This window comes from Dermatophilaceae bacterium Soc4.6, assembly GCA_039889245.1.
Lineage (GTDB): Bacteria > Actinomycetota > Actinomycetes > Actinomycetales > Dermatophilaceae > Lapillicoccus.
This window is the reverse complement of sequence record JAZGVH010000002.1, coordinates 709,177-731,911: the sequence shown is the minus strand read 5'-3', so window position 1 is coordinate 731,911 and position 22,735 is coordinate 709,177. Positions and strand designations below refer to the sequence as shown.

Sequence of the window (22,735 nt, the reverse complement as noted above, 5' to 3'; positions counted from 1 at the left end):
GACACGCCGAGTCGGCGTGCTGTGCAGGGGATTTTTCTTGAGATCTTTGTCGGCCGTGGCCTCTCACGCTGTGACCGCCGCCGTCTGCGGCCGAGCGGGGGCAGCACCAGGAGTGGTGCGCGGTGCGCGATCTAGGGGGTGCCGCCCGAAAACGGTTGACCCACAACGGAAATCAGTCGCGTGAGGGGCATTCGTGCAGGTCAGCGTGCTCGGAGCAGGTGCCGGGCACAGGACCCCTCGGAGGGGCTCTGGGGGCTCGAGATCGTGCCGATGAGGGCCGAAACCTCTTGAGCGACAACGTCATCACCCCTTTCGGTGCTCGACTGGGGCGGCGAGTCGGCCTACGGTTTGTCGGAAGCCGGGTAACCGCCCGGGTCCACACCGTCGTCGGGCGCTCGCCCGGCGCCGCACCCGTCGGAGGATCCCCACCGTGAACAAGGCAGAGCTCATCACCGCCATCGAGGTCAAGCTCGGGAGCAAGAAGGCCGCGAGCGACGCTCTCGAAGCCGTCCTCGATGCCGTCATCCGCGAGGTTGCCAAGGGCGGGAAGGTCGGCATCACCGGCTTCGGCACCTTCCAGAAGGTCGTGCGCGAGGCCCGTACGGGCCGCAACCCCCGCACCGGGCAGACCGTGAAGATCAAGAAGACCACCGTGCCCCGCTTCCGCCCCGGCACCGGCTTCAAGGAGGTCGTCGCCGACCCGCGCAAGCTCCCCAAGGCCACCGCAGCCGGTGCGCGCGCCTCGGCGGGCACGGCCACGAAGGCCGCCCCGGCCAAGAAGGCCGTGGCCACCAAGGCTGCTCCCGCCAAGGCCGCCGCGACGAAGGCTGCGCCGGCCAGGAAGGCCGTGGCCACCAAGGCTGCTCCCGCCAAGGCCGCCGCGACGAAGGCTGCGCCGGCCAGGAAGGCCGTGGCCACCAAGGCTGCTCCGGCCAAGGCCGCTCCGGCAAAGGCTGCCGCGACGAAGGCCGCGGCCACGAAGGCTGCGCCGGCCAAGAAGGTCGTGGCCAGCAAGACCGCCACGAAGGCGGCTCCCGCCAAGAAGGTCGTCGCCAAGGCGGCACCGGTGAAGGCAACGGCCACGAAGGCGGCTCCCGCGAAGAAGGCCGTCGCCACCAAGGCCGCCCCGGTGAAGAAGGCTGTGGCCAAGAAGGCGGCGAGCCGCTGACCCCAGCTGCTCGACCGACTCACTGAAGGGCGTCACCCCACGACGGGCCGTTCACCTCACGGTGGCCGGCCCGTCGTCGTGCCGCTGGAGGGACGTACGAGGTCAGATCCCCGAACCCGAGGTCGGGACTGAGCTCACGAGCAGGGCGTCGACCTCCGACCGGGTCGGCGCCGTAGCCGGGCCCCTGCGCCTGACCTTGAGGGCGGCGGCGGCGTTGGCCCGCCTCGCTGCTGTGGTCAGGAGGGTGCCTCGAGCCAGCTCGGCCAGCAGGACGCCTGTGTGCGTGTCCCCGGCACCGTTGGTGTCGAGGGCCTTCTGCGGGAAGCCCGGGACGGCGAGCGTCCCCGTGCTGCTCTGCAGGTAGCAGCCCTCGGCCCCGTCACGCACCACCGCGACCGCCCCGGGGCGGAGCAGGGCGGTCAGGGCCGCGACCGACCGGGCCGGCTCGGGGCGACCGGTCAGGTCGGCGGCCTCCTGGGCGTTGCCGGTCCAGAGGTCCGTCCGGGCCAGCACCTGTGCCCGCAGCTGTGCCGGCAGCTCGGCGAAGGGCGCCCCGGGATCGAGGACGACCACGACGTCGTCGTCGAGCCCGTCGAGCAGGGCCAGGACCGGCTCGCACGTGGGCCCGACGAGGGAGTAGCCGCTCAGGCACAGCAGGTCGCCCGACGAGGGGACCGCCGAGGCCAGGCTCGCGGCGGTGACGTGGCGCTCGGCTCCCTGGGTCGTGACGAACGTGCGCTCACCGTCGGCGTCGATCATCACGAGGCACACACCGGTGTCGAGGCCGGATACCACGGGGCTGCTGATCGCGATCCCCTCGGCGCCGAGGGTGGTGCGCACGAGGTCGGCTTGCGGGCCGGTCCCGACCGAGCCCGAGTGCACCGCAACGGCGCCCGCGCGAGCGGCCGCGACGAGCACCGTGACGGCACCACCGGCATACCGACCGAAGCCGGTGGCCACGGCGTTGCCGCCGCGTGGGGGCAGCGCCTCGACGACCGCGATCTCGTCGACCAGGGCCTGGGCCGTGTGGATCACCCGGGGCTCGCTCACCGGGCGGCTCAGCCGATCGTCTCGCCCGGGCCGATGCCGACGACCCACAACCGGGTGACCGTCGAGGCGTCGCCGTCGATGCTCACTCGCTGCCCGGGGCGCAGGTGCCGCAGGGCGCTGCCGTCGAAGACCTCGGGGGAGAAGGCCCACTCGTGGCCGTCGTCGAGCAGCACGCTCCCTGCTCGGGTGGTCTCGTCGAAGCGGTGGACGGTGGCCTGCACGGGCACCACCCTAGGCACTCGGGGCAGGCCCGGGCACCACGAGGTGGGCCAGCAGGGTCGCCGTGTGGGTGCCGACGCCGAGGCACAGGGCCGCGCGCAGCGAGTCCTCGTCGTCGACGTCCCGACGCAGACGGGGCAGGTCGAGGTCGAGACGCCGGGCGCCCTGCCCCTCGTGGGCGTGTGCCGAGCCCCCGCCGAAACGCGGGCGCAGCCGGTGGCCCGCCGCCGACGTGAGCAGCACCGTGCCCACGCCGTCCGCATCAGGGACGAAGGCGGCCGCGTCGCCCTCGCACGCCACGAGGGCGGCCCTCAGGTCGTCGGCGTGGAGGCAGGGCAGATCGCCCAGCAGGGCCGCGACCCGGGCCGGCTCGGCCTGCGGGAGGGCTGCGGCGCGGGCACCTCCCGCCAGCACTGCCGCGTCGAGCCCGTCCCCGGGATCAGCCTGGGCGAGAGCCCCTAGCGACACGACGGCGGCAGCGATGCCGGGGTCGGAGGTGACGACGACGACGCGGGCAGGCCCCAGGGCGGCCACGGCCGCCGCCACGGTGTCGAGGGCCAGCGCCGTCGCGAGCCGGGCGTGGTCGACCCCGTCCGGGGCCCGGAGCCGGCTCTTGGCCAGCGGTCCACCCTTGACGGGGACCACGACGACCCAGCCCGGGTGGGCCTGCCCGGTGGGCTCGGAGGTGGGTTCGGGAGCGGAGAGGGACATCGGCCACCATTCTGCCGCCGCGCCGGTCGACGCGCCTGCTCGACACGACCGGGCCGGGGGGCGAGGATGGCGACACCATGCCGACCGGCGCCATCGGGGCGTCGTACGCCTCGGCGGTAGTGTACGGCCGAGAGACGAGGACGGGCACCGTGGAGCCAGCGCGTCGACGACAGCGTCTCAACGCCGGATACGTGGTCGCGCAGGCGATCGTGCGTCCTGTCATGTTCCTGTTCACCCGGAAGGTCTGGACGGGGTGGGAGCACCTGCCGCGCGAGGGCGGGTTCGTCGCCTCACCGAACCACCTGTCGAACTTCGACCCCTTCCCGGTGTCGTGGTACCTCTTCCACAGCGGCTGCGTGCCCTTCTTCCTGGGCAAGGAGTCGCTCTTCCGCCTGCCGCTGGTCGGGCGTCTGCTGCACGCAGCCGGGCAGGTGCCGGTCTACCGCCGCAGCAGCAAGGCCGGCGACGCCTACCGAGCGGCCGTGCAGGGTGTGCGCGACGGCAAGTGCATCGTCGTCTTCCCCGAGGGGACCCTCACCCGCGACCCGCAGCTGTGGCCGATGGTCGGCAAGTCGGGGGCCGCCCGCATCGCCCTCGAGACGCGGTGCCCGCTGGTGCCCATGGCGCACTGGGGGTCGCAGGACGTGATCCCGCACTACGGCAGGGGCCTGCACCTGCTGCCCCGCAAGACCCTGCGGGTCACGGCCGGCGCACCGGTCGACCTCAGCGACCTCTATGGTCGGGCGGTCGACGCCGCGACGCTGCGCGAGGCCACCGAGCGGTTGATGGCCGCGGTCGCCGACCTCGTCGGGGGCCTGCGCAACGAGACCCCACCGACCCGGCTGTGGGACCCGCGCGAGCACGGACAGAGCGACACCGGCAACTACCTCAAGGAGCAGGAGTGACACGCGCCGCCGTCATCGGCAGTGGCAGCTGGGGGACGGCGTTCGCAGCCACCATGGCTCACGCCGGCACCGAGGTCGTCATGTGGGCCCGCAGGGCCGAGCTCGCCGAGCAGATCACCCTCGGGCGCAACGACCAGTACCTCCCCGGCATCGACCTGCCCCCCGGCCTCCGCGCCACCAGCGACATCGCCGAGGCCATCGACCACGCCGACGTCGTCGTCTTCGCGGTGCCGTCGCAGACCCTGCGGGCGGGACTGGAGCAGTGGGCCGGCCTGCTGCCGGAGGACGCGGCGGTCGTCTCGTTGATGAAGGGGGTCGAGCTCGGCACGACCATGCGCATGAGTCAGGTCATCGCCGAGGTCGGGCGGGTCGAGGACGACCGCATCGTCGTCGTGTCGGGCCCGAACCTCGCCCGCGAGATCGCCTCGCGCCAGCCGGCGGCGAGCGTGGTCGCGTGCACCGACGAGCTGATGGCCGAGCGCGTCGCCGACGCGTGCGTCACCGCGTGGTTCCGGCCCTACACCAACGACGACGTGGTGGGCGTCGAGCTCGGCGGGGCGGTGAAGAACGTCGTGGCGCTCGCCGTCGGCATGGCCGAGGGGATGGGCCTGGGTGACAACACGAAGGCGTCGCTCATCACCCGCGGCCTCGCCGAGACCGCGCGGCTGGGCTCTGCGCTCGGTGCCGCTCCGACCACGCTCATGGGTCTCGCCGGGGTCGGCGACCTCATCGCCACCTGCATGTCACCCCTGTCGCGCAACCACACCTTCGGGGTGGAGCTGGCCCGGGGCCGCACGGTCGCCGAGGTCTCGGCGGGCCTGCAGCAGGTCGCCGAGGGCGTGAAGTCGTGCGAGTCCATCCTCCAGCTGGGCCACGACCACGGGGTCGAGCTGCCGATCGTGGGGGCCGTCGCCGCGGTCGTCCAGGGGCGGGTCACCCCGGGTGAGATGGTCGGGGCGCTGATGGGCCGCAGCCTGAAGTCCGAGGCCGACTGACCGCCAGACGTCACCTGGTTTCTCCGGATCGCCCCGTTGAGGCGCCTCCCGGGGCCAGAACGGGCACATCCCCAGCACCAAGCGGAGTGTGTCCGGGGCCGTGCTGCGGTCAGTCTCCGCGAGGGATGGCGGCGCGCAGGGCCCGGTCGAGGTCACGCCAGAGGTCGTCGACGTCCTCGATGCCGACCGAGAGGCGCAGCTGGTGCTCGGGCACGGTGGGAGCCTCGGCGGCGTACTTGCGGCGGCGCTCGATGAGCGACTCGACCCCACCGAGGCTGGTGGCGTTGAGCCACAGCTCGCAGCCGGCAGCGACCGCCTCGGCTGCGGCGGCGTCGCCGGTGACCTCGAAGGCGACCATGCCGCCGAAGCCGGGGTAGCGCACCTGCTCGACGCAGGGGTGGGCGGCGAGGCGGCTGGCCAGCTCGACCGCGTTGGCGCTGGACCGCTCGACGCGCACGTGCAGGGTGCGCAGGCCGCGCAGCGCGAGCCAGACCTCCATGGGGCCCGCGATCGCGCCGTGCAGGGTGCGGTGGCCGGTCAGGCGCTCGAGCAGCTCGGGGCCGCGACCGTCGGTCGCGGTCACGGTGGCCCCGAGCACGACGTCGGAGTGGCCGGACAGGTACTTCGTCACCGAGTGCACGACGACGTCGCCCCCGAGCTCGAGCGGGCGCTGGAGGATGGGGGTCGCCATCGTGTTGTCGCACACCGAGATCGCCCCCACGGCGCGGGCGGCGGCAAAGATCGCGGAGAGGTCGGCGACCTCCATCATGGGGTTGGACGGCGACTCGGTCCACACCATGTCGGCGCCGTCGAGAGCGGCCACGACCGCGCCGGTGTCGGTGAGGTCGACGGTGCGGATGTCGTAGCCCTCCTCGGCGTAGCTCGCGAAGAGCGACAGCGACAGGCTGTAGGCGTGCCGCGGCACCACGACCACCCCGCCGCGGGGCACCAGGGAGGCAGTAGCCGAGATCGCGGCCATCCCCGAGCCGAAGACGCGGGCGGTGCCCCCCTCGAGCGCCCCGAGGGCGTCCTCGAAGGCCGTCCACGTCGGGTTACCGTTGCGGCCGTAGCCGACTCCCGCCTCGGGGGCGGCATACGTCGAGGTGAGCTCGATGGGCGGGTTGACGCTGGCGCCGGGCACACGCTCGGGCCGACCGGCGGCGACGACGAGGCTGGCGGGGGAGAGGTCGTCGAGGTGGCTCACGCCGCTAGCGTAGGTCGTGCCGCCGCGCGGTGACGAGTTGCTTGTAGGGTCGGCGTCGATGAGCGAGCACCCCCACCCCAGTCCGTCTGCCCGTCCCCGGGTCGCCGTCGTCTTCGGCGGCCGGTCGTCGGAGCACGCGGTGTCGTGCGCCACCGCCGGTGGCGTGCTCCGAGCGATCGACCGCGAGAAGTGGGACGTCGTGCCGGTCGGCATCGCCAAGGACGGGCGGTGGGTGCTGGCCGCCGACGACCCCGAGCCCCTGCGCATCGCGCCCGGCCACCTGCCCGAGGTCGACGGCTCGGCCCCGGCGGTCGTGGTGCCGCTCGGCACGACTGACCATGCCCTCACCGTGCTCGAGCCCGGGGTCCCACCTCGCGCGCTGGGCGACGTCGATGTCGTGTTTCCGTTGCTGCACGGCCCTTTCGGGGAGGACGGCACGCTGCAGGGATACCTCGAGCTGTCCGACATCCGCTATGTCGGCTCCGGCGTCCTCGCCTCAGCGGCCGGCATGGACAAGCACTACATGAAGGTCGTCTTCGCCGCCGCAGGCATCCCCATCGGCCCGTATGCCGTGATCACCGACCGTGCCTGGGTCGCCGACCGCGAGGCGGCGATCGCGTCGGTCGCCGGGTTGGGGTACCCCCTCTTCGTCAAGCCGGCCCGTGCCGGGTCGAGCATGGGCATCACCCGGGTGACCGGCCCCGACGGGCTCGAGGCCGCGGTCGAGATCGCGCGCGAGCACGACCCGAAGGTCGTCGTCGAGCAGGGGATCCTGGGGCGCGAGATCGAGTGCGCCGTGCTCCAGGGCCACGGCACGGACGCCCCGCGCACCTCACAGGTGGGTGAGGTCGCGGTGCACGGCGAGCACGACTTCTACGACTTCGAGGCGAAGTACCTCGCCGAGGCCGACGTCGACCTGGCCTGCCCCGCCGACCTGCCCGACGCGCAGTCCGACGAGGTGCGCCGGCTGGCCGCAGCGGCTTTCGAGGCTCTCGGGTGCGAGGGTCTGGCCCGGGTCGACTGCTTCGTGACGCCTGACGGTCGTGTCCTGGTCAACGAGATCAACACGATGCCCGGCTTCACGCCGTTCTCGATGTATCCGCAGATGTGGGCGGCCAGTGGCCTGGCCTACCCGCAGCTGATCGACGAGCTGCTCAACCTGGCCCTCGAGCGCCGCACCGGACTGCGCTGAGCCAACGCTGTTTTCGCCAGAGCTCGGTGAACGAGCCCAGGCCCGCCAGCCGCAGGATCTCGGTGCGCACCTCGGGGCAGGCGGTGGCTGCAGCCGCCGAGACCGATCAGCACGACGGGGCTCGCCGCCGGCACCGGCACGAGGAGGAGGGCCGGGGCCTCGCCAGATACCGTCCGGCCGGGTGGTGGGCCAGGCCCTCGCCGGACACAGTGGGGTGATGACGACCCCGACGAGCCCGATGAGCCCGATGAGCCCGGCCCGGGCGGCCCACCTGCGGGCCGAGGACCCGACGTATGACGTCTCGCTCTCGCCCGATGACCCGGCACCGTGCGGTTTCACCGCCTTCGCCCGCAGCCGGGCCCTGCCGCCCGACGTCGACCTCGACACCGCCCGCAACCGGCTGCTGCACTGGCGCGTCCAGCGTGGAGCCGGGCTGCGGGTGACGGCGTCGAGCGAGCGGGTGACCGAGGGCGTGGTGGTCGACCTCCGCGTCGGGGTCGGCCCGCTGGCCGTCACGGCGCCGTGCCGCGTCGTGGACGTGGTCGACGAGCCGGACTGGTGCGGGTTCACCTACGTCACGCTGCCCGGTCATCCGGAGGCCGGCGTGGAGTCGTTCACCGTCACTCTCGACGCCCAGGGCCGGACCGTGCTGCGGGTCGCCGCCGTCTCTCGACCGGCCACGCTGGTCACGCGCGTCGGTGGCCCGCTGGGCCGTCTGGCCCAGCAGCTGATCACGGTCCGCTACCTGCGGGCGCTCGACCAGCCCGGCTGAGCGGGGGTGGCCTCAGCCGCTGCAGGCGCGTCCGGTGGCCGGCAGTGCTCGGGCCGCAGCGCTGAAGACGGGCAGGAGCGAGCCCTCGTTGCCCGGGGCCGCGTGCACGGAAGGCACCAGCACCTCCAGTGCGGGGGACCGGCCGAAGGTCACGAACCGCGCGCCGTCGCTGAGCTGCGTGACCACCCAGTCGACGTCGTCGACGGTCAGGCAGTCGGTCGAGGGGCCCGGCTCGGCGACGCCGCAGCGGGCGATGACGGACGGGTCACCCCAGGCGCGCACCGCGGGAGAGCTCGGAGAGGTCGTGACGACAGCGAGGCCCGAGACGTCGGACGGCCACTCGCGGGCTGCTGCCGCACAGGCTGCCGAGCCGGCCGCGGAGGGCACCGTGACGTCGACCGCGGAGCTGCAGCCAGCGAGGGCGCCCGTGACCGCGATGAGCCCGAGGACCCCCCTGATCATGAGGACCCCCCTGATCATGAGGACCCCCTGATCATGAGGACCCCGGCGTGCGACGTCTTCACCCGGCGAGGCTCAGACGTGGACGACCGTGCAGGTGAGGGTGCGGGTGATGCCGGGGACGTCCTGGATCCGGGCGATGACCAGCTTGCCCAGCTCGTCGACGGTGGTGGCCTCGACGCGGGCGATGCAGTCATAGGGGCCGGTGACGTCTTCGGCGACGACCACCCCGGGGATCGCGCCGACCGACTCGGCCACGGTCGCAGCCTTGCCGACCTCCGTCTGAATCAGGATGTAGGCCTGGACCACTGGGGGCTCCTCGTGACGTCAGTGCCGGTCGGGGCCGCCGGGGGGCGGCACCTCGTGGCCGGTGCGCGTCGTCGCGCAGGAGTGACGCTACCGTGCGGGGTGCCCGCTCGTGACTCGGGGGACAGAAGGAGACCGATCGTGCCGGACCCCGGCAATCCCGGCGCCACCCTGGCCGACGTGTCGGAGGAGCAGCTGCTGGCCCTCATCTTCCCGCTGGTGGCGCCCCTTGGCCCTGCAGCCGAGGCAGCCTCCTCAGCCGACCCGGCGGGCTTCGGGCCGATGGTGCTCGGGCCCGGCGACGACGCCGCCGTGCTGGCCACCGCCTCGGGCTCCGTCGTCGCGACCACCGACACCATGGTGCGCGACCGTGACTGGCGTGACGCGTGGTCGACGGGCGCCGACGTCGGGCACAAGGTGGTGGCCCAGAACCTCGCCGACGTCGCCGCGATGGGGGCGGTCCCGACCGGGCTGCTGCTCACGCTCGTGGCCGACCCGGCCACACCGGTGGCCTGGGTGCTCGACCTCGCCCGCGGCATCGGGGAGGCGGCCCGCGGCGCCGAGGTGGTGGTCCTCGGCGGCGACCTGTCGTCGGCGCCGGGCGGCACGCTCATGGTGTCGGTGACGGCGCTCGGCGACCTGCAGGGACGCGACCCCGTACGACGGTCCGGCGCCTGCCCCGGCGACCTCGTCGCCCTCGCCGGCAGCCTCGGGCTGGCGGGCGCGGGATGGCGGCTGCTCGAGGCCGGCTCGGTGGTCGAGTCGGGCGGCGCGTCACCGATGGGGGCCCCGCCCCCGGACACGGTGGCGACACGGGCCGTCGCGCGACAGCGGCGGCCGCAGCCACCGCTGCCGGCCGGCCCGCAGGCCTCCGACGCGGGCGCGACCTCGATGCTCGACCTGTCGGACGGCCTGCTGCGTGACGCCGGCCGCGTCGCCCGCGCGAGCGGTGTCGTGCTGGCGCTCGACGAGGCGGCCCTCGCGGCCGACATCGCGCTGCTCACGCCCGTGCTGGGCCAGGACCTGGCCCGCGAGTGCGTGCTCGGCGGCGGGGAGGAGCACTCACTGCTCGCGACCTTCCCACCCGGCACCCGCCTGCCGTCGGGCTGGCGCGTGCTCGGGCGGGTCGAGGCTCTCGGAGCCTCAGGGGCGGCAGGGGTGACCGTCGGCGGTCGGGTGGAGGCACCACTCGGCTGGGACCACTTCGCGGGCTAGGTGTGCGCTCGGTCGGGGCTGGGTGTGGGCTGGGTGTGGGCTACGTCAGGGTCCGGTCCTGGGGCGGGCACGAAGATGGCTCGTTCCACGAAAAACTTTTGTGGCGAAAACGCTTTGGTGCATCGCCCGGGTGCCGATGAGCAGGGTGTCGACGACGAACACAGCAGGTCCGTGGGGATCTGTGGCGCATGGGCTGTGAGGGCCCGAAGACGCCGCGTTGGGGTCGTCGTGGAGCGATAGTGGGTGGGACCCGGTCATGTGAGGTGACCACGGGTCCCACCCCTACGCCGCGCTCTCGCACTGGTGGTGCACCCGAACGAGGCCGGCGCCCCCAGTGGGGCGCCGGCCTCGTGTCAGGTCGGGTGACGGCCCGGCAGGGCCGACAGCTCAGCGAGTGACCTTGCCTGCCTTGAGGCAGGAGGTGCAGACGTTGAGGTGGGTCGGCGTCGACTTCACGATCGCCTTGACGCGCTGGATGTTGGGGTTCCAACGGCGCTTCGTCCGACGGTGCGAGTGCGAGATGTTGTGTCCGAAGGACGGTCGCTTGCCGCAGACGTCGCAGGTGGCAGCCACGGTGGATCTCCTGAAAATCGAGGTGAAGGGAATGGGCGGACTCGCCCGCCGAGCGCACACTCACGACCGGGGTCGCGGCGCAGTCAAGGCAACCGTGCAAGGGTAGCCGACGGGGGCGGGCGCACCAAAACCGGCGAGCCCGACGGGGTGGACCGAGCCGAGGTGCACCCGTGACGGGTAGCCTGCCACGCAAGCCGGTCGCCCGCCCGGTCACGCCGCCACCGAAGGAGCCGTGTGGGGACGCAGTCGGCCACCAGCGATGGGGCCCTCACGCTCCTCGACGCTGCCGCCGCGCGACGCTGGGTGCTCCTGGCCCGTAGTGACTTCGCGGCGCGACGGGCCGAGATCGACGACCTCAACGTCTACCCGGTCCCCGACGGTGACACGGGGACCAACCTCTTCCTGACGATCGACGGGGCCCTGGCTGCCGGGGCGGCGCCGGCCGCCAACCCCCGGCCCGACGAGCTGGCCCGCCGCTCCCGCGGCTTCGCGCGGGCCATGCTGCTCTCGGCGCGGGGCAACTCCGGGGTCATCCTGAGCCAGATCTTCTGCGGGCTGGCCGACGAGATCGAGAGCAGCGGGGCTACCGCCCTGGGGGGCGACGGGGTGGCGCGGGGTCTCGTGCGGGCCGACGAGCTGGCCTGGGCCAGCGTGGGGCGCCCGGTGGAGGGCACCATCCTCAGCGTCTCGCGGGCAGCCGCCCGGGCCGGGGCCCTCGCCGGTGACGACCTCGTGGTGGTCGTGCGGGCCGTCCTCGACGCCGCCCGCGAGGCGCTGGCACACACCCCCGAGCAGCTGCCGGCCCTGGCCCGTGCGGGCGTCGTCGACGCCGGGGGCACGGGGTACGTCCTGCTGCTCGAGGCGCTCGAGCGCGTCGTGGGGGCGGGCGCGGGCCCAGTCCCCGACCGGCCGGCGCGCCCGACCGTGCGGTGGGCACCCAGAGGCCGTCCGGTGCTCCGTGAGGAGTCGGCGGTCGAGCAGGAGGGCGAGGGGGCGCCCGCGCCGGCGTCAGCGGCCTACGAGGTGATGTACGTGCTCGACGACTCGGACGACGCGCGCGTCGGCGCCCTGCGGGGCCGGCTGGGCGACCTGGGCGACTCGGTCGTCGTGGTGGGGGAGGGCGGACGGTGGACGGTGCACGTGCACGTCGAGACCGCCTTCGCCGTGGGCGCGTCCATCGAGGCCGGGATCGAGGCCGGGCGGCCGCATCGCCTCGAGGTCACGCGCTTCGCCGACGACAGCGACGACACGCACCGTGGCAGCGGCGCCGCCCGACGGCCCCACGACGGCGAACCGGCCTCGTCGCGCACCGGGTCCGCCGTCGTCGCATGTGCCGCCGGCGAGGGGCTGGCCCGGCTCTTCGCGACCGCGGGGGCGCAGGTGGTGCCGAGTGCTCCGCGGCGGCGCGCCTCGGCCGGCCAGCTGCTCGACGCGGTGCGAGCGACCGGCGCCGCGCGGGTGCTGCTGCTGCCCAACGACGGCGACACCGTGCTGGCGGCCGACGCGGCCGCCCGCGTCGCGGCCGAGGAAGGGATCACGGTGCGGGTGGTCGCGCAGGCGCGGGCCGCCGTCCAGGGTCTTGCGGCGCTCGCGGTCTGGTTGCCCGAGGCCGGACTCGACGACAACGCCGCCACCATGGGTGCTGCGGCGTCGGCGACGAGACGAGGCTCGGTCACGGTCGCCAACCGGGAGGCTGACACCCCTGCCGGTCGCTGTCGGGTCGGTGACGTGCTCGGCCTCGTCGACGGCGAGGTCACCCTCGTGGGTCATGACCTGCCTACCATCGCCATCGCGCTCGTGTCGTCGCTCTTGGCGCACGGAGGCGAGCTCGTGACCCTCGTCGTCGGCGAGCAGGCGCCGGCCGGGCTGGCCGAGGTGGTGGAGACCGCGGCGCGGCGCGCCCTCCCCGGCGTCGACGTGACCCGGGTCTACGGCGGCCAGCCCGTCTTCGCGCTCTTCGTGGGGGTGGAGTGACGGTGGCGCTGACCGAGGACTCGTCCGTCATCGCCGTGGCGGGCAAGAAGGCGGGGGCGCTGCTCGAGAAGAACAAGGGGATCCGCACCGTCGGCGACCTCTTCGAGTTCGTGCCGCGGCGCTACCTGCACCCGGGCCGACTCAGTGACTTCACCACGCTCGTCGAGGGTGAGTGGGCGATCGTCGTCGCTCGCGTGGCCGAGGCCAGGACCCGGGCGATGGCGCGCAACCCCCGCCAGCAGATGCTGATGGCCGTCCTCACCGACGGGCAGCACCGGCTCGGGCTCACCTTCTTCAAGGCCTGGGGTCACACCGACCAGATCGTGCCCGGGCGGGTCGGTGTCTTCGCCGGGGCGGTGTCGCGCTACCGCGGGGAGTGGCAGCTGACGCATCCCGAGTACGAGATGCTCGAGGTGGCCGACCTCGACCCGCGCGACCCGTTCGAGCTCGTCGACCCCGACGGAACGCCGGACCCGGCCCTCGACGGCGCGCTGGCGCAGGAGTGGGCGCGTCACCAGGTGCCGGTCTACTCCACGACCGGCACGGTGACCTCGCTCAAGCTGCGGCGGATGGTCGTGACCGCGCTCGACTCCGTCAGCGAGGTGCGCGAGGCCCTGCCCGACGAGGTGCGGGCGCGGCGGGGGCTGGTCGGTCGCGAGGAGGCGCTGCGGCTGGTGCACCGGCCGCTGGTCGAGGACGACCCGGGGGTGGGCATCGACCGGCTGCGCTACGACGAGGCCTTCGTCCTGCAGACCATCCTCGCCCAGCGAAGGGCGGCGACGGAGGCCCTCGAGGGCACCAGCCGGGTCGCCCGGCCGGGCGGGGTGCTCGAGGCCTTCGAGGCCCGGCTGCCGTTCCAGCTCACCGGGGGTCAGCTCGAGATCGGCGCGCTGCTGACGCGTGAGCTCGCTGCCCAGCGGCCCATGCACCGACTGCTTCAGGGCGAGGTGGGCTCGGGCAAGACGATCGTGGCGCTGCGGGCGATGCTGGCCGTCGTCGACGCCGGGGGTCAGGCCGCGCTGCTGGCTCCCACCGAGGTGCTCGCGGTGCAGCACCACCGCTCCATCCGGGCCATGCTCGGCGACCTCGCCGAGGGCGGTCTGCTCGGCGGTTCGACCGTGGGGACCCGGGTCGCCCTGCTGACCGGTGGCCAGCCGGCCTCCGTGCGCCGATCCACCCTCAACGACATCGTCACCGGCGACGCCGGCATCGTGGTCGGCACCCACGCCCTGATCCAGAAGCACGTCGCCTTCCGCGACCTGGCGCTGGTGGTGGTCGACGAGCAGCACCGCTTCGGCGTCGAGCAGCGCGATGCCCTGCGCGAGAAGGGCAACACCCCGCCGCACCTGCTCGTGATGACGGCGACGCCGATCCCGCGCACGGTGGCCATGACCGTCTTCGGTGACATGGAGACCTCCACCCTGCGTGAGCTGCCGCGCGGGCGGTCACCCATCGTCACGCACGTCGTGCCGGCGGCGGTGCCCTCGTGGCTCCAGCGCACCTGGCAGCGGGTGGCCGAGGAGGTCGCCCGGGGTCAGCAGGCCTTCGTCGTCTGCCCGAAGATCGGTGACGACGAGGCGCCAGGGGCGCGGGCCGCGGGCGCAGGCGACGTCGACGGCAACGGCTGGGACGACGAGGACTGGGCGTTGCTCGATGCCGAGGAGCTCGAGCGTCAGGAGGGTCGCGAGGACGGCGAGGATCCCCCGGCTGAGGCGCCGCGCGAGCTCGTCGGCGTGATGCAGCTCGCCGAGCAGCTGCTGGCGGAGCCTGCGCTGCGGGGGCTGAGCATCGGGGTGCTCCACGGCCGCATGCCCACCGAGACCAAGGACGCCGTCATGAGCGCCTTCGCCGCCGGCGACCTCGACGTGCTGGTCGCGACGACCGTCATCGAGGTCGGGGTCGACGTGCCCAACGCGAGCGTGATGGTCGTGATGGACGCCGACCGCTTCGGCATCTCGCAGCTTCACCAGCTGCGGGGCCGCATCGGGCGCGGATCGGCGCCGGGGCTGTGCCTCCTGGTCACGCCGACACCCCCCGAGAGTCCCGCGGGTGAGCGGCTCGCAGCCGTGGCGTCCACGACCGACGGCTTCGAGCTGGCGCGCCGTGACCTGCAGCTGCGCCGCGAGGGCGACGTGCTCGGCGCCCGCCAGTCGGGGAGGTCGTCCTCGGTCCGCTTCCTGCGGATGGGCAACCGCGACGACGAGCAGGTGATCTCCGACGCCCGCGAGGACGCCACCGCCCTGGTCGCGGCCGACCCGACGCTCGCCGAGCACCCGGTGCTCGCGGCGCGGGTGGCGGCCCGGCTCGACGAGGAGCAGGCCGCTTACCTCGAGAGGGGATAGCCGCTGGAGCGTCCGCGGCAACGCTGCCTACAGCCCCCTTCGGCGCGGACGCAAGGGTGGGCTCGCCCTGCCGCTGGCCGTCCGCCACGATGGGGGCGTGACCCGGATCATCAGCGGCCTCGCCCGCGGGCACCGCCTGCGCACCCCCGCCGGGTCGGGCACCCGGCCGACCTCCGACCGGGTGCGCGAGGCCCTCTTTTCCCGGCTCGAGCACCTCGACGTGCTGCGCGGCGCCCGCGTGCTCGACCTGTATGCCGGGTCGGGTGCCCTCGGCCTCGAGTGCGCCTCCCGGGGTGCCACCGACGTCCTGCTCGTCGAGTCGGCGCGGGGGGCGGCGGCGGTGGCGCGCGCCAACGCCGCGGCGCTCGCCGACGTCCTGGCCCCCGCGCAGGTGCAGGTCCGGGCCGACACGGTCGAGCGGGTGCTGTCCGGCCGGCCGGTCGGCCGGGCTGCGGGGGTGGTGCTGCTCGACCCGCCCTACGACGTCTCGCAGGACCGCCTCGCCGCGGTGCTCGCCCAGCTCGTCGGGCGCGGCTGGCTGACGCCCGACGCCCTCGTCGTCGTCGAGCGCTCCGCCCGCAGCCCCGAGCCCGCGTGGCCGGCCGGCCTGGTGCTGGAGGACCAGCGGCGCCACGGCGAGACGACGGTGTGGACCGCCCAGGTGGCGCCCGAGCCCGACCCCGCCTGACCGCACACGGGTGCGGTCGGCGGTAGCGTGCGGCCATGACGACCTCGCCGCGCCGCTGTGTCTGCCCGGGGTCGTTCGACCCCGTGACCTTGGGTCACGTCGACGTCATCCGACGGGCCGCCAGCCTCTTCGACGAGGTCGTCGTCGCGCTCCTGCACAACCCGGCCAAGGCGGGCACCTTCGGCGTGCCTGAGCGGATGGAGCTGGTCCACGCCGGGCTGGCCGAGGGTGGCCCGGTCGACGGAGTGGTGCGCGTCGAGGCCTTCGCCGACCGCCTGCTGGTCGACGTCTGCCGCGAGGTCGGGGCCACGGCCATCGTCAAGGGCCTGCGCGGGAGCACCGACTTCGCCTACGAGCTGCCGATGGCGCTGATGAACAAGCACCTGACCGGCGTCGAGACGCTCTTCCTGCCGGGCGACCCCCGCTTCGAGCACGTGTCGAGCTCGCTGGTGAAGGAGGTGGTGCGCTACGGCGGCGACGTCGGGGGGCTCGTGCCCGAGGCCGTGCTGGGCGCGCTGCACCGCGAGCTGAGGGCGGGCCGGGCCTGATTTGGGGCACGGCGCGGCGCTCGGGTAACCTTCGGAGTCGGTCTACGTCCGTTCGTGATGTGGATCGAGCCTCTTCACCTCGACGTTGGACACCATGACTCGTCTCGACCCGCGCAGCCCCCTCGTGCTCGACACCAGGGAGCTCCAGCGTAGGCCGGGCACGATGACGGAGGTCCGCCGCCAGGTGGAGGCCCCGGAAGACCTCGGCACCGATGTCATCTCCGTCCCGACGGGCACGCCCGTCGAGCTGGACCTGCGTCTGGAGTCGGTCGTCGAAGGGGTCTTCGTGAGTGGCTCGGTGCGCGCCTCGGCGACCGGAGCCTGCGTGCGGTGCCTGGAGACCGCCACCTACCAGGTGGCAGCTCGTGTCCAGGAGCTGTTCGCCTACTCCGACCGGTCTGCGCACCACCACGAGGTGGACGCGGAGGCGGACGACGACGAGATGCGGGTGATCGAGGAGGACATGATCGACCTCGACCCCCTCATCAGGGACTCGGTGGTGCCCTCACTGCCGTTCCAGCCGGTGTGTCGGGCCGACTGCCCCGGGCTGTGCTCCGAGTGCGGAGCCCTGCTCGCGGAGGATCCCGACCACCACCATGATGTGCTCGACCCCCGATGGGCCGCTCTCGGCGGCCTCCTGGACTCCAGCGGGGACACACCCGAACCTGAGAGAAGGACCTGACGTGGCCGTCCCGAAGCGGAAGACCTCGCGCTCCAACACCCGGTCGCGCCGGGCCAACTGGAAGACGACTGCGGCCACGCTCACCACGTGCCCGCGCTGTGGGAACAACACCCTCCCGCACGTCGCCTGCCCCTCCTGCGGGACCTACAAGGGGCGCCACTACGCCACCGCGGAGCGCACCGAGCACCAGGGCTGAGCCCACGCCGTGACGACGCCGCCGTCGGCATCCCTGCCGCGGCCCGTCGGCGCGCTGATCGACTACCTCCTCGGGGTGGTCGATGAGCTCGTCGACGAGCCGCTGCTCGTGCGTTCCCTCACCCACCGCTCGTTCGCCTACGAGAACGGTGGCCTGCCCAACAACGAGCGCCAGGAGTTCCTCGGCGACTCGGTGCTCGGGCTGATCGTGACCGACTCGCTCTACCGCACGCACCCCGACCTGCCCGAGGGTCAGCTGGCCAAGCTGCGGGCGTCCGTCGTCAACATGCGCGCGCTCGCCGACGTCGCTCGCACGATCGACCTCGGTGACTTCATCTTCCTGGGTCGGGGCGAGGAGACGACCGGAGGTCGTGACAAGTCCTCGATCCTCGCCGACTCGATGGAGGCGTTGATCGGCACGATCTTCCTCTCGGTCGGTATGCCGGGGGCCGAGACGTTCGTGCACCACCTGTTCGACCCGCTGATGGCCCACTCGGCCTCGCTCGGTGCCGGTCTCGACTGGAAGACCAGCCTGCAGGAGATCGCGGCCTCGGAGGGGTCGGGCTCGCCCGAGTACCGCCTCACCGGCACCGGTCCCGACCACGCGAAGACCTTCAGCGCCTACGTCCTGATCGGTGACGAGGTGCTCGGCGAGGGCACCGGGCGCAGCAAGAAGGAAGCCGAGCAGCAGGCGGCCGAGCAGGCCTGGGTCGTGCTCAACGCCCGGCGCGCCGGCACCCCCGGCACGGCGGCCCAGGGCCGGGGCCACCTCGCCTCGGCCGCTGCGACCACGTCGGCCTCGTCGGCGGCCGCCGAGCACGACGACTCCGGCTCCTGACCCGGGCCGTTCCGCGTGCCTGAGCTGCCGGAGGTCGAGGTCGTGCGTCGCGGCCTGGCCGACCACGTCGTCGGCCGGCGGATCTCGTCGGCCGAGTTCCTCGGCGCCCGGGTGGCCCGCCGCCACGTCGCCGGTCCGGTCGACCTGGCGCGGCGGGTGACCGGGTGGACCGTCGCCGACGCCCGCCGCCGGGGGAAGTACCTGTGGCTGGTGCTCGAGGCGCCCGACCCGCAGGCGCAGGCTCGACAGGCCCAGGCCCTGCAGATGCACCTCGGGATGAGCGGGCAGCTGCTGGTGGAGCAGGCCGACGCCCCCGACGAGAAGCACCTGCACGCCCGCTTCCGCTTCGACGACGACGGGCCTCAGCTGCGGTTCGTCGACCAGCGCACCTTCGGGGGCATGGCGCTGGCCGAGATCGGTGAGGACGGCATCCCCGAGACCGTGGCCCACATCGCTCCCGACCCCCTCGAGGCCGCGTACGACGAGGCGGCCGTGGTGCGGCGGATGAAGACCCGTGACAGCGCGGTCAAGCGGCTGCTGCTCGACCAAGGACTGGTTTCGGGGATCGGCAACATCTACGCCGACGAGTCGCTGTGGCGAGCGCAGGTGCACGGTGGGCGACCGGCGTCGTCGCTGACCAAGCCGACCCTGCACCGGCTGCTGGGGCACGCTCGCGAGGTCATGCTCGAGGCGCTGGGGCAGGGCGGCACGAGCTTCGACGCGCTCTACGTCAACGTCAACGGCGCCTCGGGCTACTTCGACCGCTCGCTGGCGGCCTACGGCCAAGAGGGCCGTGCGTGCCGCCGGTGCGGGACCCCCATCCGCCGCGAGGCGTTCATGAACCGCTCGTCCTACTCGTGCCCGCGATGCCAGCCGCGCCCGAGGCAGAGGCCGGGCTAGGCTTCGCCGGTGACGAGTGCGCCCAGCCCCCTGTCCCTGCCCGCTGCCGACGACGCCGAGCGCTGGCTCGACCAGCGGTGTGCCACCGAGCTCGACCGGGCCCGCACCCTGGTCGCGGCCCTCAAGGCCGACCCGCCCGCCGAGGCCCTCGCCGTCGTCGAGCAGTGGAACGCCATCAGCATCGCCCTCGGCAACGTCGGCTCCGCCGCTTCTCTCTTCAGCGAGGTCCACCCGCTGGAGGCTGTGCGCACCCGCGCCGAGTCGGCGATGCAGGAGGTGCAGAGGCTCGGCACCGAGCTCAGCCTCGACGCCGACCTGTATGCCGTGCTGTCGGGGGTCGACCCCTCGGGTCTCGACCCGCTCGCTGCCCGGCTGCTGGAGAAGGAGCTGCTCGACTTCCACCGGGCCGGCGTCGACCGCGACGAGGCCACCCGTGAGCGGATCACCCAGCTCTCGCAGGAAGCCACCCTGGTCGGGCAGGAGTTCAGCAAGAACATCCGCGACGACGTGCGCACCATCACCGTGCGGCCCGAGCAGCTCGACGGCCTGCCGCAGGACTGGGTCGACGCGCACCCGGTCGGCGACGACGGGCTCGTCACGCTGACGACCGACTACCCCGACGTCATCCCCTTCGCGACCTTCGGGCGTGACGCGGCCACCCGGCGCGAGCTGCGGGTCGCTTTCCTCAACCGGGGCTGGCCGGCCAACGACGGGCTGCTGCACCGGCTGTTCGACATCCGCAAGGAGCACGCCGGCCTCCTGGGCTACGCCGACTGGGCCGCCTTCGACGCCGAGGTCAAGATGATCAAGCAGGGGCCGGCGATCCCCGTCTTCATCGACAAGATCGCCGACGCCGCGCTCGAGTCGGGGGAGCGCGACCGCGAGGTGCTGCTGGCCCGGATGCGTGAGGACGTGCCGGGGGCCGAGACGATCGACGCCGCCGACCAGGGCTACTACGCCGAGGCCGTGCGTCGGGAGCGCTTCGACGTCGACGCCCAGACGGTGCGCACCTACTTCGACTTCTCCCGGGTGCGCCAGGGACTGCTCGAGGTGACCGGCCGGCTCTTCGGGCTGACCTACCGCCCGGCGACCGACGCGGTCGTGTGGGACGAGGGGGTCGCGGCCTACGACGTCTTCCTCACCGACGACGAGGCAGCCGGCTCGCAGGGGCGCATCTACCTCGACCTGCACCCGCGCGACGGGAAGTACAAGCACGCGGCTCAGTTCGACCTCGCTCGCGGGGTGCGCGGGGCCGGCGACGTCGACCAGCTCGCCGAGGGCGTGCTGGTCTGCAACTTCCCGCGGGGCCTGATGGAGCACTCCGATGTCGTCACGCTCTTTCACGAGTTCGGTCACCTCGTGCACCACGTGCTCGCCGGGCAGGGCCGGTGGGCGCGCTTCTCGGGGGTCTCGACCGAGTGGGACTTCGTCGAGGCGCCGAGCCAGATGCTCGAGGAGTGGGCGTGGGACCCCGCCGTGCTGCGCACCTTCGCGCTCAACCCGGCCGGTGAGCAGATCCCCGCCGACCTCGTCGAGCGGATGCGCACGGCCGACGACTTCGGCAAGGGCTACTTCGCGCGCACGCAGATGTTCTACGCCGCGATGTCCTACTGGTTCCACGTCGACAACCCCGAGGACCTCACCGAGGCGACGAAGGTGCTGCAGGCGAAGTACTCGCTCTTCCCCTTCATCGAGGGCACGCACATGCCCGCCAGCTTCGGCCACCTCGAGGGCTACGGCTCGGGCTACTACACCTACATGTGGTCGCTCGTGATCGCCAAGGACATGTTCAGCGCATTCGATGCGGCCGACCTCTTCGCCCCCGAGGTGGCCCACCGCTACCGCGACCTGGTGCTCGCGCGAGGGGGGCAGCAGGACGCGGCCGACCTCGTCGCCGACTTCCTCGGACGGGAGTACACCTTCGACGCGTATGCCGCGTGGCTGGCACAGTGAGATAGACCCCGCCCTCGCGGGGTATGGGGCGAGGTGCGGAGGCCCGTTCCCGGCTGTCCTCCACCCCAGCGAGAGCGAGCGACATGACCCACCAGGTGGCGGACGCCGTCGTCATCGGCTCCGGCCCGAACGGGCTGGTCGCCGCGAACGCGCTGGTCGACGCCGGCTGGGACGTCGTCGTGGTCGAGGCCAACGAGAGCGTGGGGGGCGCCGTACGCAGTGCCGAGGTGACCCGTCCCGGCTTCGTCACCGACCTCTTCAGCGCCTTCTACCCCCTCGCAGCCGCCTCGCCGGTCATCCAGGGCTTGGAGCTGAGCCGTCACGGGCTGGTGTGGGAGCGCTCGCCCGACCCGCTCGCCCACGCGCTCGACGACGGCCGCACGGCCGTGCTGCACGCGTCGGCCGACGACACCGCGGCCGGGCTCGACGCCGAGGCGCCCGGTGACGGCGACGCCTGGCTCGAGATGTGCGCGCAGTGGCAGCGGCTGCGCGACCCGCTGCTCGACGCGCTCTTCACCCCCTTCCCGCCGGTGCGGCCGGTGACCCGGATCGGGCGTGCGGTCGGCACGGCTGGGATGCTCGACCTGGTCAGGCTCGCGCTGACGTCGGTCCGCCGGCTGGGTCAGGAGCGCTTCACCGGCGAGGGCGCGCCGCTGCTGCTGACCGGCAACGCCATGCACAGCGACCTGCCGGTCGACGGGGCGGGCAGCGGCCTCTTCGGCTGGCTGCTGGCCATGCTCGCGCAGGACGTCGGCTTCCCCGTGCCGCGTGGTGGGGCGGGCGAGCTCACGCAGTCGATGGCCCGGCGCGCGTCCTCGCTGGGGGCGCAGGTCGTGACCGGCGCGCGGGTCGAGTCCATCCAGGTGGAGGGTGGTCGCGCCCGGGGCGTCGTGCTCGCCGACGGCTCGGTGGTGCGCGCGCGGCGCGCCGTCGTCGCCGACGTCTCGGCCCCGGCCCTGTACGGCGAGCTGCTCGCCCCGCAGCACGTGCCCGCCGGCTTCCGCCGCGCGCTCGAGCGCTTCGAGTGGGACGCCGCGACGATCAAGGTCAACTGGGCCCTGTCGACCAAGGTGCCGTGGGCCTCGCCCGGGGCGGCGCAGGCCGGCACGGTGCACCTGGGGGTCGACCTCGACGGCTTCGTCGACCTGAGCGCCGACCTGTCGGTGGGGCGCGTGCCGCAGCGGCCGTTCCTGCTCTTCGGGCAGATGACGACGGCCGACGCGACGCGCTCGCCCGCGGGCACGGAGTCGACGTGGGCCTACACGCACGTGCCGCGCTCGCTCCCGTGGGACCGGGCTGCGGTCGACGAGCACGTCGGGCGGATGGAGGCAGCGGTGGAGCGGGTGGCCCCGGGCTTCGGGTCGGCCGTGCTCGACCGCACGGTGCAGTCGCCGGTCGACCTCGAGGACAGCGACGCGAACCTGTCCTTCGGCGCGATCAACGGCGGCACGTCGGGACTGCACCAGCAGCTGGTCTTCCGGCCGACGACCGGTCTGGGGCGGGCCGAGACGCCGATCCCGGGGCTGCTGCTGGCGAGCGCGTCGGCCCACCCGGGCGGGGGAGTGCACGGGGCCTGCGGGTGGAACGCCGCCCGCGCGGCCCTTGACGGGGCGGGGCCGACACGGCTCGTGCACCAGGCGCTGGTCAGGACGGCGTGGGGTCGGCTGCTGCCCAGGGGATGAGGGCACGAGCCCGTCGAGCTGACTGCTGGCCGCGACCTCGTGCGAGGACAGGTCGTGGCGTCGTGCGATCCGAGGCCGGTCAGAGACGGCCGTCCGGACCTGCGCGATGACCTCGTGTGCCTCCTCGGGGCCGAGGCGGAGGTAGTCCGCGACAGAGAGTGCGA

At 73.4% G+C, this 22,735-nt stretch carries 23 protein-coding genes; 16 read left to right on the top strand and 7 right to left on the bottom strand.

The features are described from left to right. The first annotated feature begins 430 nt into the window (after positions 1-430). Positions 431-1,168 carry an HU family DNA-binding protein gene (locus V3N99_03505; GenBank protein MEO3935807.1) on the top strand — a complete coding sequence of 246 codons (738 nt, stop codon included), beginning with the start codon at positions 431-433 and terminating at the stop codon, positions 1,166-1,168. A 102-nt stretch (positions 1,169-1,270) separates the two neighbouring features. Here the strand turns inward: V3N99_03505 and V3N99_03500 are convergent, their stop codons facing one another. From V3N99_03500 to cofC, 3 genes are read right to left on the bottom strand one after another with little or no spacing between them, the layout of a single operon-like run. Then, a complete protein-coding gene (locus V3N99_03500; protein MEO3935806.1) occupies positions 1,271-2,218 on the bottom strand; it encodes a PfkB family carbohydrate kinase in 948 nt (315 codons plus the stop codon). A gap of 8 nt (positions 2,219-2,226) precedes the next feature. After that, positions 2,227-2,439 (bottom strand): hypothetical protein, encoded by a 213-nt coding sequence (locus V3N99_03495; protein MEO3935805.1) that lies wholly within the window; start codon positions 2,437-2,439, stop codon positions 2,227-2,229. Positions 2,440-2,449: 10 nt separating this feature from the next. Continuing rightward, positions 2,450-3,148, bottom strand: a complete 699-nt coding sequence (gene cofC / locus V3N99_03490; protein MEO3935804.1) for a 2-phospho-L-lactate guanylyltransferase — start codon at positions 3,146-3,148, stop codon at positions 2,450-2,452. Positions 3,149-3,225: 77 nt separating this feature from the next. Here cofC and V3N99_03485 point away from each other — a divergent pair, with 77 nt between their 5' ends. Both V3N99_03485 and V3N99_03480 read left to right on the top strand, forming a co-directional pair. Further along, positions 3,226-4,053, top strand: a complete 828-nt coding sequence (locus V3N99_03485) for a lysophospholipid acyltransferase family protein (protein ID MEO3935803.1) — start codon at positions 3,226-3,228, stop codon at positions 4,051-4,053. Next, the gene (locus V3N99_03480; GenBank protein ID MEO3935802.1) at positions 4,050-5,048 is read left to right on the top strand and encodes an NAD(P)H-dependent glycerol-3-phosphate dehydrogenase; all 999 of its coding nucleotides are present in this window, start codon (positions 4,050-4,052) and stop codon (positions 5,046-5,048) included. Before V3N99_03485 ends, V3N99_03480 begins: the two co-directional genes overlap by 4 nt. Before the next feature lie 109 nt (positions 5,049-5,157). Here V3N99_03480 and V3N99_03475 read toward each other — a convergent pair whose 3' ends face one another. Then, positions 5,158-6,252: a PLP-dependent transferase gene (locus V3N99_03475; protein ID MEO3935801.1), complete on the bottom strand. Its 1,095-nt coding sequence runs from the start codon at positions 6,250-6,252 to the stop codon at positions 5,158-5,160. A 58-nt stretch (positions 6,253-6,310) separates the two neighbouring features. Between V3N99_03475 and V3N99_03470 the strand changes: the two genes are divergently transcribed. Together V3N99_03470 and V3N99_03465 are read left to right on the top strand one after the other, a co-directional pair. Continuing rightward, a complete protein-coding gene (locus V3N99_03470) occupies positions 6,311-7,444 on the top strand; it encodes a D-alanine--D-alanine ligase family protein (protein MEO3935800.1) in 1,134 nt (377 codons plus the stop codon). 217 nt (positions 7,445-7,661) lie between these two features. Further along, positions 7,662-8,216: a DUF1990 domain-containing protein gene (locus V3N99_03465; GenBank protein MEO3935799.1), complete on the top strand. Its 555-nt coding sequence runs from the start codon at positions 7,662-7,664 to the stop codon at positions 8,214-8,216. Positions 8,217-8,228: 12 nt separating this feature from the next. On the opposite strand, the gene V3N99_03460 is transcribed toward V3N99_03465, so the two are convergent. Together V3N99_03460 and V3N99_03455 are read right to left on the bottom strand one after the other, a co-directional pair. Then, a complete protein-coding gene (locus V3N99_03460; GenBank protein ID MEO3935798.1) occupies positions 8,229-8,696 on the bottom strand; it encodes a DUF3515 family protein in 468 nt (155 codons plus the stop codon). 54 nt (positions 8,697-8,750) lie between these two features. After that, entirely contained in the window at positions 8,751-8,984 is a 234-nt protein-coding gene (locus V3N99_03455; GenBank protein ID MEO3935797.1) for an Lrp/AsnC ligand binding domain-containing protein, read from the bottom strand. 138 nt (positions 8,985-9,122) lie between these two features. On the opposite strand from V3N99_03455, the gene thiL reads away from it, so the two are divergent. Continuing rightward, positions 9,123-10,196 carry a thiamine-phosphate kinase gene (thiL, locus tag V3N99_03450; GenBank protein MEO3935796.1) on the top strand — a complete coding sequence of 358 codons (1,074 nt, stop codon included), beginning with the start codon at positions 9,123-9,125 and terminating at the stop codon, positions 10,194-10,196. Between the two features lie 387 nt (positions 10,197-10,583). On the opposite strand, the gene rpmB is transcribed toward thiL, so the two are convergent. Next, positions 10,584-10,769, bottom strand: a complete 186-nt coding sequence (rpmB, locus tag V3N99_03445; protein MEO3935795.1) for a 50S ribosomal protein L28 — start codon at positions 10,767-10,769, stop codon at positions 10,584-10,586. A gap of 234 nt (positions 10,770-11,003) precedes the next feature. Between rpmB and V3N99_03440 the strand changes: the two genes are divergently transcribed. The 10 genes from V3N99_03440 (at position 11,004) to V3N99_03395 (ending at position 22,571) form a co-directional block, all read left to right on the top strand. Beyond that, positions 11,004-12,743 carry a DAK2 domain-containing protein gene (locus V3N99_03440; GenBank protein ID MEO3935794.1) on the top strand — a complete coding sequence of 580 codons (1,740 nt, stop codon included), beginning with the start codon at positions 11,004-11,006 and terminating at the stop codon, positions 12,741-12,743. 2 nt (positions 12,744-12,745) lie between these two features. Then, entirely contained in the window at positions 12,746-15,085 is a 2,340-nt protein-coding gene (locus tag V3N99_03435; protein MEO3935793.1) for an ATP-dependent DNA helicase RecG, read from the top strand. Positions 15,086-15,182: 97 nt separating this feature from the next. After that, positions 15,183-15,773, top strand: a complete 591-nt coding sequence (rsmD, locus tag V3N99_03430; protein MEO3935792.1) for a 16S rRNA (guanine(966)-N(2))-methyltransferase RsmD — start codon at positions 15,183-15,185, stop codon at positions 15,771-15,773. Positions 15,774-15,808: 35 nt separating this feature from the next. Then, the gene (coaD, locus tag V3N99_03425) at positions 15,809-16,321 is read left to right on the top strand and encodes a pantetheine-phosphate adenylyltransferase (protein MEO3935791.1); all 513 of its coding nucleotides are present in this window, start codon (positions 15,809-15,811) and stop codon (positions 16,319-16,321) included. Positions 16,322-16,415: 94 nt separating this feature from the next. Continuing rightward, positions 16,416-17,003 (top strand): YceD family protein, encoded by a 588-nt coding sequence (locus tag V3N99_03420; protein ID MEO3935790.1) that lies wholly within the window; start codon positions 16,416-16,418, stop codon positions 17,001-17,003. Between the two features lies 1 nt (position 17,004). After that, positions 17,005-17,199, top strand: a complete 195-nt coding sequence (gene rpmF, locus V3N99_03415) for a 50S ribosomal protein L32 (GenBank protein ID MEO3935789.1) — start codon at positions 17,005-17,007, stop codon at positions 17,197-17,199. Between the two features lie 9 nt (positions 17,200-17,208). Next, entirely contained in the window at positions 17,209-18,036 is an 828-nt protein-coding gene (rnc, locus tag V3N99_03410; protein ID MEO3935788.1) for a ribonuclease III, read from the top strand. A gap of 15 nt (positions 18,037-18,051) precedes the next feature. Then, entirely contained in the window at positions 18,052-18,936 is an 885-nt protein-coding gene (mutM, locus tag V3N99_03405; protein ID MEO3935787.1) for a bifunctional DNA-formamidopyrimidine glycosylase/DNA-(apurinic or apyrimidinic site) lyase, read from the top strand. A gap of 9 nt (positions 18,937-18,945) precedes the next feature. Further along, on the top strand, positions 18,946-20,889 hold the full coding sequence (locus tag V3N99_03400) for a M3 family metallopeptidase (GenBank protein ID MEO3935786.1): 1,944 nt from the start codon (positions 18,946-18,948) through the stop codon (positions 20,887-20,889). A gap of 83 nt (positions 20,890-20,972) precedes the next feature. After that, complete coding sequence (locus V3N99_03395) at positions 20,973-22,571, top strand: NAD(P)/FAD-dependent oxidoreductase (GenBank protein ID MEO3935785.1); 1,599 nt, start codon at positions 20,973-20,975, stop codon at positions 22,569-22,571. Positions 22,572-22,735 lie beyond the last annotated feature (164 nt).